Source organism: Kitasatospora sp. NPDC050543 (assembly GCF_044457565.1).
Classification (GTDB): Bacteria; Actinomycetota; Actinomycetes; order Streptomycetales; family Streptomycetaceae; genus Kitasatospora.
Map to the genome: position 1 here is coordinate 52,135 of NZ_JBITGZ010000022.1, position 13,830 is coordinate 65,964.

Below are 13,830 nucleotides of genomic sequence, written 5' to 3' on the forward strand. Positions count from 1 at the left end.
GCTGCGGGCTGGGTCTGCGCAGGTCATCCAGAGCAGCGGGTCGCTTGTCGGCGCTGGGCCGTGGTGCAGGCAGCAGATGGCGTTCTTGCCTGGTGGGTCGCGGCCGGAGGGCTAGGCAACAGGCCGCATGAAGAGGAACGGCTACGCTAGGCGATCGACGTAAGGGTCCAGGGCTGTTGACGTCCTACGTCGAGCCGAGGCTAACTCAAGAGCTGCGGACTTAATCCGTAGGTTCAGGGTTCGAGCCCCTGGCGGCCCACTTGATGAGAGACCAGGTGAGACACCGTCTGACCTGGTCTCTTTTGGTTTCCAGCATATTCTGAGCGGGCACTGCTGAGCGGCTCTCGTGCCCGAAATGCCCACCGCCGGGGACGGGCCGGGGACGCCGCCCCCGCGCTCCCCCCGATCGGCCCCGAACTGCCCTCGGAGCACCACCGGTCCCACAAGCCGGCATAGGCCAGGATCGCTTTCCGTGACCACTGCTGCTGCGGAACGCCATCCGGGGTGTCCCCGGAACGGAGCGGATAGCGACTGGTAGCAGGGTTCCGCTGCCGCTCCACCACCTCGACGGGCTCCCGTGTTGCTCCTCCCGTCTCCCGGCGTGGCAGCTGTTCCTACCGCTACCTAGGTCGCACGGGTGACAGCTGTTCTCGCGGGTCCAGGGCGGTTCAGCTGCCAGACGACATTGATACCCGCGTCTGAAGGTGCCAACGGAGGCTGGGCCGGTTCGCGCCGCACCTCAGAGAAGCCCAGGCGCTTTGGCACAGCACCGCTGGCCTTGTTCGCCAGGTCATGGACGATCTCCACGTACTCCACTTCGGGCATGGCGAATGCCTCGGTGACCAGGGCAGAGGCTGCTCTGGTCGCCAGCCCTCGCCCGGTAGCGGCCGGGTGCAGCCAGTACCCCATGACCTGACCTCGCCCATCGGCAGCGCGGTACAGGGAGATACTGCCGGCCAAGGTCCCATCTCGGGTGATCGCGTATCTGAACGCGTCGCCGCTCTCCCACCCTGGATCGCACCTGGCGAGGAAGTTGGCGGTCGTCTCTCTGCTGTGGCGGGCCACCCACGGCATCCACGGCCGAAGGTGGTCGAGCGACTCTTCGATCAGCTGGAAGAGAGGGCGGAAGTCGCTCTCCGCTCTCCATCTCCGCAAGGCGAAGTCTCCGCAGTCAACGGATCTACTCGGCAGCTCCATGGCGCTCATCGTTCACGGGCCGCAGGAACCGCGGCAAGGAGATTACGTCCGGCTTTGCGTGGCTGCCCGGTGAGTTGGCGCTGGCCGTGAGCTCGACTCGCTGGCTGGGATGGACGGGTTCGTACTGACCAGGCATGGCCCCGTCCCCCGGTCGGCGGCCAAGAGCCGTGGTGGCTGCCGTTCTGGCATCTGCGTCAGGATGACCAAGTAGCCTCGGGTGCATGACCAGTTCACAGTCCACTCGGTATCCCGGAGAGGCGTTCGCTCGCCCAAGCTATCGGCTGCATACCCTTGGGTGGCGAGCGTTCGAGGATCTGGCGTTGGCCGTCATGCGAGAGATTCTGGGGCCGACCGTTGTGAGCTTCACCGAGGGCCGCGACGGTGGACGGGACGGCGCCTTCTATGGTGATTGGGATCCTGATCCGAAGGCGCCGGCGCCGTTCGGGGGCGCGGGGGCGAGCCGGCTGGCGGGGCCTTTCGTCATTCAATGCAAGTTTACCCAGAACGAATCGGAAACGCTGACGCCATCGGATATCGCCAGTGAGGTGAAGAAGGTCCGAAAACTCGTGGCAGACAAAATCTGCTCGACCTATATTCTCATGACTAACGCGCGCGTCACAGCCACGAGTGAGAAGGTGATGCGCGAGAGGCTTCGTGCGGCTGGCGCCGCGCATGTTCTTGTGCTGAGCGGCACCTGGATGCAGGAAGTCATTGCCAGTAGCGTGAATCTGCGTAGAAACATTCCTCGGCTGTATGGGCTGGGCGACCTGACTCAGATTCTCGACGAAAGGCGGTACAGTCAAGCCCATGCGTTCCTGGCGCATCTAGGGGACGAGAGCCTGGCTACGTTTGTACGGACCAAATTCTACGCACAGGCCATGGCATATCTGGATAGTCGCAGTTTCGTCATTCTGGAGGGTAAGGCAGGCTCTGGAAAGTCGGCTAGCTCAGCTGCCCTCGTCATGGGCGCCGTGGATGCTTATGGCTGTGCTGTCACTTTGATTGACTCGCCCGAGGAATTTAAGGATGCATGGAATCCTTACGAAACGGGCCAGCTCTTCTGGGTTGATGACGCGTTTGGTGCCTATAGGCTTGATGTGGGGGCTGCCGAAAAGTGGGATCGGAACTATGGTCTGATACGAACTGCGATCAAGAGTGGCGCACGTTTCATCTTCACTAGCCGCGACTATGTCCTTAAAGGCGCAGAGCGCGAATTCAAGGGAAGCGCAAGGGAGCTCTTCGACTGCCGAGTGACTGTTTCTCCTGGCGCTCTGGCGGTGAACGAGAGAGAGCAGATTCTCTACAGTCACCTCAAGCATGGAGATCAGCCTAGAAGCTTCCTCGGAGAGATTAAGGCCCACCTGCCTGCGGTGGCCCGTTCCAATTCCTTCTCCCCCGAGCAGGCCAGAAGGCTGGGAAATACATACCTGTCATCCAGGCTCGATGGCGGATCAGAGCAGCTGCTGTTGGACTTCTTTGAAAAACCAATTGATCATCAATGTGAGGTGCTGAGAGGACTGGATCAAGACTCACTCTCGGCGCTATGTCTGGTGTACATGGCCGACGGGGGGCTGAGGTCACCTCTCGCATTTACGGCAAGGGAAGTAGAAGTACTGGATCTCCTGGGCGGTACCAAGGCTGGAGTGACTCAAGCTATTGGTCGTTTGGAAGGTTCGTTCCTCCTGAGGGTTGACGCTCAAACAAGCCCGCGATGGAAGTTCTATCACCCTAGCCTGGCCAACGCTCTCGCAAAGCACATCGGGGAGAACCCCGAGTTGGTTGAGATCTTTATCTCTGGACTTACCAAAAGGGACTTGCTCAGCATTGTCGACTGCGGAATCAGTCAAAATGCTGAAAGTGAGACAGTCACTATCCCGGAGGCGTGCTACGGCCTCCTTGTCGATCGAATCTCCGCACTCCATGATCGTCAGCCTCTATGCGAGTCGCCCGCGTTCGTAGAGTTTCTGATCTCTTGCTGCAATGACGCTTTCCTGCTGAGGCTCGCAGACTTGGGCGAGAGTATCGTTGGCAAGTTCGCTGATACGCGAACGCTTCGCTTCGGGGCAAGCGGAATTCAGCTCTTGGCGCGACTGTACAGGACAGGTCTTCTCTCGGAAGAGGTGCGGGGGGCTGCCGTTTCTGAAATCTTCGATACATCGACATCCCTTAGTGTCGATCTGGACTTCGAATTCTACTGGGCGGAGACCTCGGCGACTGCGGAGCTGGCCACGGCCGACGAATATCAAGAACTCCGTGATCGAGTCTTCCGTGAAATCATCCCTGAGCTGGTGGACGTGCTAGACGGTTCGGGTGAGTGCATTGAATGGGGTGAATCCGATGAGGGGGATTGGCTTAGCGTCGCCCAGCGCTACGAGGCTGCGGTCGAGGCATATCGCATTGCCTTCGAGGATCGCCCAGAGGCATTTGCTGAACTCGAATGGACCGGTGACGCAATCCGGAGACGCCTGTACTCGCCAGGCCTGTGCGGTGGCGACTTGGATGAAGCGGAGGAAGAGGTCGACGGCGATACCCCGGGGAGCCGATCCATCTTCGATGACCTGGACTCCGTCTAGCAAGCCTGTGGCTGACGAACAGTCGATAGCGCGAGCCGATCGCCGGGGTGCCCAGCCTGCAACCCGGCAGGGCACCCCACTGAGGTTTTCTCAACGAAATGATCTCGTGAGGTGACTCGGCCGAGGGGATCCCGCGAGCCGCGATGAGTCCTGCGGCGTCCGGCGGTCGTACTGTGGAACCACCGAGGAGGACTTCTGATGCGCAGCGTGACCTATTCGATGAGCGTCTCGCTTGACGGCTACATCGTCGGGCCGGACGGCGACTTCGACTGGACGGCGCCCGACGAGGAGGTCTTTCGCTTCGTCACCGACGAGATACGAGAGGTCGGTGTCCACCTGTTGGGACGACGGCTGTACGAGACGATGTTGTACTGGGAGACCGCCGACCAGGATCCATCGCTCGACGACTCGGTGCTCGAGTGGGCCGCGATCTGGAAGCCCCCAAAGGTGGTGTTCTCCACCACGCTGTCGGCGGTGCAGGGCAATGCCCGCCTGGCCTCCGGCGGCCTGCGGAGGAGATCGAGCGGTTGCGAGCCGAGCCGGGGAGGGGCGACATCGCGATCGGCGGTGCGACTCTCGCCGCCGAGGTGGCCGCGTTGGGGCTGATCGACGAGTACCGGGCCAGGGTCTGCCCGCTGCTGGTTGGCGGTGGCACTCCGTTCTTTCCCCAGCGCGAGCGCCGGGTGAATCTCAAGCTCGTCGAGACCCGCACCTTCAGCTCGAGAGTCGTCTACCTCCGCTCCCGCGTGGCGCGCTAGCCGGCTCGCAACCGTGACCGGGCATCGCCGAACCGGATGGGCGAAGCGGTCAGGATGGCCCTGGGGAAGCAAGATCCACCGGCCGGAGCTGGCACGGGGATGGCACGACCGGACTGAGCGCCTCGCCGACGCCGGGAACGAGTGAGGGCCAGTTCGTGAGGATCATGCCTCCGAACTGGCTCTTCGTGCTGACGACCCGTGGTCGTCCAAAGTGGGTGCGGACGGTTTCGAACCGCCGACATCTGCTTGTAAGCTCGTTCGACCTCTCGGACAGGCACGGCGAAGCCGCACGCCCCTCCCGGCAGCCGGGCGCCGGCAGCCTTCCTTGCCGTCTCATGTACGTCGGTGTTGCCGTCAGGATCTGCCGTCAGCGGAATCCAGGAGCCCCCAATGCCGCTCAGTCCACAGAACGGTACGGGAGAGTGTCCGACCGGACCCGTAAGCTCTGGCCATGGAAAAGGGAGCCATTTCGCGGGACGACATCCTCAAGACCCTGCAGGAGTATGAAGAGTTGGGGCGCCAAGCCTTCCTCGACCTGTACGGCTACAAGGAAGCCCGCAAGTACCTGGTTCTACACGACGGTAAGGAGTACGACTCCAAGGCCGTTGCAGGAGTTGCCCACAAGCACCAGCACGGCCGGCCGCTCGCCTTCGACGAGTTGCACGGTGGCCTGGGTCGTGCCGTGGATTGGCTCAAGCGCGAGGGCTTCCGGATCGGCGCGTCTCGCAGCCCGAAGTGGACCCGCGATGAGCTGATCCTGGCCTGCGACGTAGTCGCCCGAAACGGCTGGCAAGGCCTCTCGGCCTCGGATCCTCGCATCGCAGAGCTATCCGACCTCCTGCAGCGCCTTGCCGCCTACCCACCCGAGCAGCGGGCGGTCGAGTACCGCAACCGCAACGGCGCCGCGTACAAGACCCTCAACATCGCCAGCTTCCACCCTGACTACCAGGGCAATCCGACGAACGGCGGTCAACTGGACCGGGAGGTGCTGCAAGACTTCCTCAATCGTCCAGCGGAAATGGCGCAGGCAGCACAGCTCCTGCGCGACGGACTCCGAGATGGCACCCTTGAGCCGGTGCTTCCCGAGGACGAGGAAGAGGACGACGAAGAGTCGAGCGCCCCGGAAGGCCGTGTGCTCTACCGGCGCCACCGCACGCGTGAGCGCAACAAGGGTCTCCGCAAGAAGAAGATCGCTTCGGTGCTCAAGAAGGGCGGCACGCTGGCTTGCGAAGCCTGCGGCTTCGACTTCGGCCAGATCTACGGCGAGCGTGGTGCGGGCTACATCGAGTGCCATCACGTGGTACCGCTGCACGAGGCAGGAGAGAGCACGACGAAGCTTGCCGACCTTGCGCTTATCTGCTCGAACTGTCACCGCATGATTCACCGCAGCGCTCCCTGGCCCACACCGGCCAAGCTCCGAGCGCTGGTGCAGGAGCAGGCCCGCAGCGCCACGCCGCAGCTGCCAGGCCAGCGACCCGACATTGAGAGTCGAGACAGGGCGGCCACCTGAAATGCGATGAGGCGGCTCAGCACCTGCCAGGCTGCTTCTGACGCGACGCAACATGGCCACTCAGCGGTACTCCACTACCCCGGGCGCCTACACCTACCTGCAGCCGTTGATCCTGCCCGCTGCGGCACCCATCGAGTCGCAGCGGGCAGGAATGAACCCACAGCCACTTCGTCCCGAATTAGGCTCTGGAAGGTCGAAGCGGTCGGTGAGGTAGTCCGGGTTGATCGGGGCGCCGCCCTCGCGGACGAAGACGCTGCCGTGCTCGGGCCACGGTAGGCCGGCGTCGGCGGCTTTCTTCCGGGCTTCATCCATGCGGTCGCGGTGGTCCCGAAGCTCCTGGAGGGTGTGGCTGTCGAGGGCGATCGTGCGGACGCTGTCCTGCTTCGGGGCCTTGCCGATCGGCTTGCCGTCCACCGTCACGATCTGCCAGTCCACGGTGATTGCGGTGTCGAGGCTGGTCTTGGCCCATTACAGCCCGGCTCCCTCGCCACGCCGGAGGCCTCGGAAGATCGCGAGGTGCCAGAAGGCGCGGAGCCAGTCGTTCTCGATCGCGTCGAGGAACTGTCCCGCTTGCTCGGGCGTCCAGACCATCACCCTCGACGGCTTCTCGCCGGTCCGCCGCCACTCCGCGACGCGCTCAGGTGTCCACAGCAAGGCTTTCGGCCGCTCGCCGGAGGACAGCTCGACAAGCTTCGCCCAGTTCGTGGTGATCCGCAGTTCCCGGATCGACTGGGTGAGGGCGTACCGAAGCGTCGCGCGGATGCGCTGCATCGTCGCGGGAGCCACAACCCGCATCTGCGGGTGCGGCTCGCGCTTGGGTATCACGGGGGGCGGGACGGCGGGCGGCTCAGCGTTGGCCTTCGGCCGGTCGGGCTTGCGGCCGTAGACGGCCTTCCACTCGGCGTACTCCGCCCGTGCCTTGGCGACCAACGCGACCTCGTACTGGATCACCAGGTTGCGCGCCTCGATCTCGTCGAACATGTCGCGGATCGGGCCGACTGTCAGGTCTTCCAGCTTGATGTCGCCGAGCGCGGGGATCAGGTAGTTGCGGATGTGGCTGCTGTAGGAGCTGGCAGTCGTGGGCTCGAGGGTTCTCCTGCCCTCCAGCCACTTGGTCAGGAACTGGGCCACGGTCGTGCGGTGATCTATCACCTCGCCGCGGTCGGTCTTCCCGATGGCCTTGCTCAGCGCCTCCTGGGCCTTGTCCTTGTCCTCGTATCCGCCTTTGTGGTCGCGCCGGGGCTTGCCATCGGGGCCAGGCTTGAGGGGCAGGTAGTCCCACCAGGTGCCGTGATCCTTCTTGCCCTTGAGCTTGGGGCACTTCGAGCCGAGCTCCCGCGTCTTGGGCTTGCCGCCGGCATCGAGGACCTGGTTTCCGTTCTCGTCGCGGACGGGTTCGCGGCAGGTGCATCGGCGGTACACCGAGCCGTTGCTGCTCATCGGATCGCCTCCAGCCGGTGGTGCGGGTGGTACGTGGTCATGGCCTCTCATCCGGTGCTCGGGCCCGTGGTGGGCCGGCGTGCAGGGCGTGCCCCACAGTCACGGACCTGGGCTTCTTGGGGCGCAGACCCGAGGGACGGTGGAGGAGTTGGCGTGACCGTATGCGCGCGGGCGCTCTTGGGTCGCGTCGAGCTTGGACAGTGGTGGCCCTGGCGGCGGCGCGCAGATACGGGCGTGGACAACAGGCGAACAACTGGCAGGTGAGACAGGGAGTTTCGGCAGGTCAAAGGCCCCCAGTACTTAGGTGGCCCTGTGTCAGCTCGTTCGCGCCAAGAACGCCATCTGCGGTGTGCATGCCCTTTGACCTGCACGAATGTGGTCTCGCCTGTACCGCGCGTGTGCCTGGTGAGATGTGCCGAGACAGATGGTGCTGGAGGTGGACGGCAGGACGAAAAGGCCCGGGCCGGGACAGGGTGCGGTCATGACGACGACACACGACATTCCCGTCCTGCCCGACCCGCGGGTTCAGCCGACCATGACGGTGCCGGAGGCCGGCCGGCTCTTCGGCCTCCAGAAGGCCGCGAGCTACAACGCGGCCCGGCGCGGCGAGATCCCGACGATCTCGGTCGGCCGGCGGCTCCTCGTTCCCACCGCCAAGCTGCGCGCCCTGCTCGGCATCGACGCGGCGGCCACCACGGACGCGGCGGCCTGAACGGTCCAGCGCCCGATTACTCACCTGCCGGACTGCGGCCCCGGCACACGACCCTGGTAGGAGACACCGGCATGTCCTGGTTCGCTGTTGGAGACAGCACCGACGACCACTTCAAGACCCTTGCGGCGGGCAACGCCGCCATGGGGCTATGGCTGCGCTGCGGCGCCTACGCCAGCGCCCACCTGACCGACGGCGTGATCCCCGGAGCGGTCGCCGCGAAGAACGGCACCGCCTCGCAGATCCGGAAGCTCGTGGCGGCCGGGCTGTGGCACGCGGCACGGCACACCTGCCCGAAGTGCCCGCAGGTCCGCGAGGGCGACTTCGTGATGCACGACTACCTGGACGCCAACCCCAGCCGCCGGCAGGTGCAGGAGCGCCGCCGCCGCGCGGCGGAGAAGAAGCGCCAGCAGCGCGGCGGCGGTCATCCGCCCGCCGATGATGACGCCTCGCCGGACAGCCGAGCACCCAATCGCGAGCCCGCTGGCGGTAACGGTGCAGCTCAGGAACCTGAGTCCCCCGGGGACCGGAATGATCCTCGCGCGCGCCCGGCCCCTGCCCTCCCCTCCCGAAGGGAGGGGGTTGATGTGTGTGGAGAGCCTGTACGTCCGTTGGGGCCGGCGCGCCGGCACCCACTTCCGGACAGCTTCGAACCCGACGAGGCGGCCCTGTTGTGGGCGTCTGCCGAGGGGCACCTCGACCGGCTCGGCGGTCGGGAGGGTCTGGCAGCCACGACGGAGGCGTTCGTGGACTGGCACCGTGGTCGTGGCACGCAGGGCGCCGACTGGCCGGCGATGTGGCGCAAGTGGGTGCGGGAGCAGCGGGTTCAGCCGGGGGCGCCTGCGGTGCAGGCCCCGGATCGCCGGTCCCGTCCGGCACAGCACCGGGGGGTGGCGGATGCGGCGCAGGTGTCGGTGGCCGAGCGGTTCGCGGGCATCGAGCGGCGGATCGCGCTGGAAGAGGGCTCGCCAGCAGCCGGACCGAGGACGCTGTCGCTTGTGGACGCGCCGCCTGCTGGCGGGAGGCGCCCGGCGTCGACGGTCATGCCCGGGCAGCGTCCACTGATGGCGGCGCTGCCCGGAGGCGGCCAAGGAGCGGTGGATCCGGTGGCTGTTCTGGAGGCGATCGCCGAGCACGGTCAGGCGAACGCGGTGGCGATGTACGGCTGGCGGCAGGTGGCTGCGCTCCTTGCCGTCCCGTATCCGGCGACCGGCGGGGTGTGAGCCGTGTTGCCGCGTCGAGGGCTGTCGAGGTGTCGGAGGTTCCGGCGCCCGGTGCACTGGACGGTGACCGACTCGGGGGCGCGTCTGGCCATCGATCCTCAGCCTTCCCGCCGGGGGGAACACCGAGGTCTACCGGGATGGCGTCGGGACGGTTCGCTCACGCCGGCCCACCCGGGAGCTGCCGTTGCTGCCGTACGAGCGGCTCTTTGTGCCGCACATGGCGACGTGCCCGCCTGGCCCAGCGAACAGGGACTTCGGGGCCTGTGGCCCGGGCCCGGGGCGGGGATAGGCTACTCGGTTTGGCGCAACCGCCTGCCAGCTGGGACGTCCTGTATTCACGAGCTGTTGTGGCGTCAGCTTGCTTGCCTGGTTGGCATGTTGACAGAGGGCGCGGGGTCGCATCGCTGCGAAGCGACGCGATGCTCGCCGATTGAACGAAGGGAGAATGATCGTGTTGTCGGATAGCTCTTACGAGGTGGTGCGGGAAGCGCTGCGCCGCTGGGGGAACGTGAGGCTGACCGAGGGGGGATGGCTGGCGAGGTGCCCAGCCCACGATGACCGGCAAGGCTCGCTTCTCGTGCTTGCTGCCGGCGATGGCCGAGTCGAGTTGGACTGCCTGGGTGCGGGTTGCGACCCGCAGGACGTGGCGGCGGCTCTGAGGATCGGCGCGCAGTACGTGGTGGTACCGCCGCCGGCGTTCGAGGACGGTCCGGGCTGGATCTGGCCGGGCTACCTTCCATCGGTCGGCCTGACGCTGATCGATGGGGAGGACGGCGTCAACACCCTGACGGTGGCGCTGGATGTGGCTGCTCGGGCTTCTGCCGGGTCTGTCCTGCCGGACGGCCAGCACCCGCCCACGGGCCGGGGTGTGGTGGTGCTGACGGCGCCGCACACCACGGCGGACGTACGGCGGCTGCTGTCAGCCTCGGGTGCGGATGTCGAGCGGACCGAAGTGATTGAGGTCCTGGGCGGGCGTGGGGGTCAGCGGGGGCTGCGGCTGCCGGCGGATGTGGCGCAGGTGGAGGGACTGCTGCGCGGACGGGGCGTGGAGCTGCTGGTGGTGGACGTGATGCTGGTGTGCCCCTACCGGGTACCCGCGGAGAGGGCACTGCGGGCGCTGGGCGAGGTGTCGGAGCATCTCGGGATGGCCGTGCTGGCGGTGAGGGAAGCGTCCAAACGGGCGGGCTGGCTGGCTTCGCGCCGTGCGCAGGAGGCTGCGGAGCTGGGGAGCACGGCGGCGGTGCACATGGCTGTGAACGGGCCCGAGAGCTCGATGGCGCTGGTACCGGTTTCCTGCGAGTCGTGGAAGGTGATGGGCGGCTTGAAGTTCCGTCAGGCCGGCAGTGATCGGCCGGTGGTGTGGAACTCCCGCTTCTCGCGCGGTACGGACCGGGCAATCGCGAGCGCGGACCTGTGCCGTCGGCGCCCGGCGAGCACCGGGGCCTACAGGTTCCTGGAGGAGCTCCTGGCCGAGGGGCCCGTACCGGCCCGGGACGTGACGGTGGCCGCCGCGGACGTGGGCTTGGCGCCGCGCACAGTTCAGCGGGCGCGTACGCAGCTCGGTGTCGTGGCGACGAAGACGGCCCAGGGGTGGGTGCTGTCTCTTCCGCCGCAGCACGTGGGCCGGTGAACGAGCCGGGCCCTTCCCGTCCAGGAAGGGCCCGGATCGGCGGTCAGCGCGTCGGCTGCGGGCTGTTGGTGGGCTGCAGCGGGCTACGGGTGACGGTCGGGCTCGGGGGCTGCGGGGCGGTCGGAAGGATCGTTGCGGGGCTGTTGGTGCCGGGTGCGGCCGAGGTCGGGGCGGTGACCACCTGGGTGGCGGTGGCGGTGACCGTCACGGTGACGGTCGGGGCGGGCTCAGTGACGGTGGCCGGGGCGGCCGGGGTGGTGATGGTGGGAACGGGAGTGGTCAGGGTGGCGGTGGCGAGGCCGGGGGCGTCGGCGGCCGGGGCGGGGCAGGTCGGCAGGACCGGGGCGGTCGGAGCGGAGGGGGCGATCACGGGCTGCGCCGGGGTGGGGCTCAGGAACGCGGACGTCGGGGCGGTCGGGGTGAGGGGAGCGGCCGGGGCGGAGTCCGGGCGGGGCGCGAGGGTGGTTCCGGTGGTGAAGGCGGCGGCTACGGCGAAGGCGATGGCCGCGTGGCGGGCGGTGATCCGGCTGGTCAGTGCCATGGTTGGTCTCCTTGTGTGTGGGCCGGGGGTTCGCGGTCCCCGGCTGGCAGGACCAGCCTCGCAGAGAAGTGGACCTGAGTCTACAAAGAAGACTTGCGTAAGTTTTCTTTCCCGAGGCTCGGCGCGACACACCGCCGACGGCCATGCACTGTGGCCTGTCGATCGATCCCGACCCGTGGGGGAGCCCGTGAAGCAGCCCCTGCCAGCCCTGCCCGTGCCTCGCCCCGGCAAGGCCGGCCGCCGCCTATACGCCGACCTCGCGGCCTCGCCTCCAGCCCTCCGCCGCCGCTTCTACGACGGCTTGGCGGTCGGGGACTGGGCCCAGGTCCTCGCCGCCGCCAAGGCCGACGCTGGCACCCCGTACGCCCTGTGGGCCGACGACCCCGTCGGCTTCGTCGAGGACGTCCTCGGCGAATCCCAGTGGAGCCGCCAGCGCGAGATCCTGGAAGCGCTGGTGGGCCACCGCCGGGTCGCTGTCCCCTCGTGCTTCGGCTCCGGTAAGACCCACATCGCGGCGAGAGCGGCCGTCTGGTCCTCGGTCGTCCACCCGCCCGGCACCGCTCTGACGGTCACCACCGCCACCCGTGCCCGGCAGGTGCAGCGTCAGATGTGGCCCCACATCCGGCAGATCGTCGCCCGGGCAGGCCTGCCCGGAGAGGTGGGCGTCACTCAGTGGAAGATGCCGGACTCCCACGGCTCGGACGTCGTGGTGGCGTACGGCTTCTCGGCTCCTGACCACGACGAGTCCGCCGTTCAGGGCATCCACGCACCGCGGTTGATGTTCATCGTGGACGAGGCCGGCGGTATCGGCCGGATCATCGGTGCGGCCATGCGCGGTGTGCTCACCGGCGAGCACACCCGGGCCCTGCTGATCGGCAACCCACCGACCGACGACGAGGGCAGCTGGTTCGAGCAGACCTGCGCCGATCCGGCCGTGCATGTGCTGCCGATCAGCGTCGACGACACCCCGCTGATGTCGGGCGAGCGAACGCGGCGCTGCCGATCCTGCCCTCCGCAGGCGCCGGCGCACCTGCTCGCCTCCCACCTTGTGGACCCCGAGTGGGTGCGGGACACGATCCGGGACCACGGGGAGGATGCCCCGTTCGTCCAGGCCAAGGTGCACGCCCAGTTCCCGCGCGGCGGCCAGGCCCGGGCGATCCCGGCGTCCTGGATCGAGGCCGCAACCGACGCCGCCGAGCCGGACGGTGAAGACTTCCACGTGCTCAAGGGCCTCGGCCTGGACGGCGAGACCTCCCCGTACCGGGTGAAGGCCGGCGCGTGGGTGCGCCTGGGCGTCGATGTCGCTGCCGGCGGCGGCGACGAGATGGTGATCGCCCGCGCGGTCGGCGACCTCGTGGAGCTGCGCCACGCCACCGCAGGCCAGGACAACGCCGACCCCGTCGCGGTCGCCGGCGTGGTGCTGCGCGAGATCCTGGCGGCTCAGGTCCTCGCGCGAGCGATCGGCACCCGCCTCCCGGTCCGGGTCAAGGTCGACGGGGTCGGGGTCGGCTGGGGTGTGGCCGGCCTCCTGGAGTCGTGGCGACGGGAAGGGCTGCATGAGGCGGAGATCGTGTCGGTCGTCGTCAGTGAGGCACCGGGCCGGGACGACGAGGCGGCGACGCTGCGCCCTGCGACCCAGCGCGACGAGATGTGGCTGGCGACCCGGGCGCTGGTCTCGCCGGCCGCGTCGGCGCTACGCCTGCACGTGGACCGGCGAACTCAGGCCCAGCTGTCCGCACCCAAGCTCGGCACGAGCGCGACCGGGCGGACGGTGATCGAGTCCAAGCGGTCGATGAAGGCGAGAGGAGTGAGTTCTCCGGACCGGGCGGAGGCCCTGCTGCTTGCTCTGTACGAGCCGCAGGCGCGCCGCCGAAAGGTCCGACTTGTCGCATAGGACACCTATGGAATGCATGCCGGGAGTTGTTAGACGACCCATCTAATTCGCGCATGCAGATCCCACCTGTTAGACGGGGGGCGAACCCAAAGGTTGCATGTCAAACTATGTGATGGACGTCACATTAAAAGAAGTGGCGGGGGCGGCATTGACGGTTATTGAATCGCTTACGAGCCGTACTGCATATGCCAGACGGCGTCGGGGGATGCAGGAGTTTTGGCGGGGGCGTGTCAAATATCTGGACCACGCTCACCGTGCTCCTCTATTTCTCCTTACTCGGATAACTAGGTCGAGACGGGAGTGCTTCCACCCCCACGTCGGAAGTGCTACCGCCCCTGGCGAGAAAAGGATGAAT

Annotated in this window: 10 protein-coding genes and 1 pseudogene; 7 read left to right on the top strand and 4 right to left on the bottom strand. The window is 67.0% G+C overall.

The window, feature by feature from the left end:
• Positions 1–624: 624 nt before the first annotated feature.
• Positions 625–1,206 (bottom strand): GNAT family N-acetyltransferase, encoded by a 582-nt coding sequence (locus ACIBH3_RS24695; protein ID WP_396314239.1) that lies wholly within the window; start codon positions 1,204–1,206, stop codon positions 625–627.
• Between the two features lie 212 nt (positions 1,207–1,418).
• Here ACIBH3_RS24695 and ACIBH3_RS24700 point away from each other — a divergent pair, with 212 nt between their 5' ends.
• The 3 genes and pseudogenes from ACIBH3_RS24700 to ACIBH3_RS24710 all read left to right on the top strand — a co-directional run bounded on the left by ACIBH3_RS24700 (position 1,419) and on the right by ACIBH3_RS24710 (position 6,038).
• Positions 1,419–3,770 carry a hypothetical protein gene (locus ACIBH3_RS24700; RefSeq protein ID WP_396314240.1) on the top strand — a complete coding sequence of 784 codons (2,352 nt, stop codon included), beginning with the start codon at positions 1,419–1,421 and terminating at the stop codon, positions 3,768–3,770.
• 198 nt (positions 3,771–3,968) lie between these two features.
• Positions 3,969–4,528: pseudogene (locus tag ACIBH3_RS24705) on the top strand (dihydrofolate reductase family protein).
• Between the two features lie 451 nt (positions 4,529–4,979).
• Positions 4,980–6,038 carry an HNH endonuclease gene (locus ACIBH3_RS24710; RefSeq protein ID WP_396314241.1) on the top strand — a complete coding sequence of 353 codons (1,059 nt, stop codon included), beginning with the start codon at positions 4,980–4,982 and terminating at the stop codon, positions 6,036–6,038.
• A 93-nt stretch (positions 6,039–6,131) separates the two neighbouring features.
• On the opposite strand, the gene ACIBH3_RS24715 is transcribed toward ACIBH3_RS24710, so the two are convergent.
• Both ACIBH3_RS24715 and ACIBH3_RS24720 read right to left on the bottom strand, forming a co-directional pair.
• On the bottom strand, positions 6,132–6,473 hold the full coding sequence (locus ACIBH3_RS24715; protein WP_396314242.1) for a hypothetical protein: 342 nt from the start codon (positions 6,471–6,473) through the stop codon (positions 6,132–6,134).
• A gap of 33 nt (positions 6,474–6,506) precedes the next feature.
• Entirely contained in the window at positions 6,507–7,478 is a 972-nt protein-coding gene (locus ACIBH3_RS24720; protein WP_396314243.1) for a hypothetical protein, read from the bottom strand.
• Positions 7,479–7,959: 481 nt separating this feature from the next.
• Here ACIBH3_RS24720 and ACIBH3_RS24725 point away from each other — a divergent pair, with 481 nt between their 5' ends.
• The 3 genes from ACIBH3_RS24725 to ACIBH3_RS24735 all read left to right on the top strand — a co-directional run bounded on the left by ACIBH3_RS24725 (position 7,960) and on the right by ACIBH3_RS24735 (position 11,040).
• Positions 7,960–8,190, top strand: coding sequence for a helix-turn-helix domain-containing protein (locus ACIBH3_RS24725; protein WP_396314244.1), 231 nt, complete (start codon positions 7,960–7,962; stop codon positions 8,188–8,190).
• A 71-nt stretch (positions 8,191–8,261) separates the two neighbouring features.
• Entirely contained in the window at positions 8,262–9,410 is a 1,149-nt protein-coding gene (locus ACIBH3_RS24730; RefSeq protein WP_396314245.1) for a hypothetical protein, read from the top strand.
• Positions 9,411–9,855: 445 nt separating this feature from the next.
• On the top strand, positions 9,856–11,040 hold the full coding sequence (locus ACIBH3_RS24735) for an AAA family ATPase (RefSeq protein ID WP_396314246.1): 1,185 nt from the start codon (positions 9,856–9,858) through the stop codon (positions 11,038–11,040).
• A 43-nt stretch (positions 11,041–11,083) separates the two neighbouring features.
• Here ACIBH3_RS24735 and ACIBH3_RS24740 read toward each other — a convergent pair whose 3' ends face one another.
• The gene (locus ACIBH3_RS24740; protein ID WP_396314247.1) at positions 11,084–11,581 is read right to left on the bottom strand and encodes a hypothetical protein; all 498 of its coding nucleotides are present in this window, start codon (positions 11,579–11,581) and stop codon (positions 11,084–11,086) included.
• Positions 11,582–11,768: 187 nt separating this feature from the next.
• Here ACIBH3_RS24740 and ACIBH3_RS24745 point away from each other — a divergent pair, with 187 nt between their 5' ends.
• Positions 11,769–13,475, top strand: a complete 1,707-nt coding sequence (locus ACIBH3_RS24745; protein WP_396314248.1) for a DEAD/DEAH box helicase family protein — start codon at positions 11,769–11,771, stop codon at positions 13,473–13,475.
• The last annotated feature ends 355 nt before the right edge of the window (positions 13,476–13,830 follow it).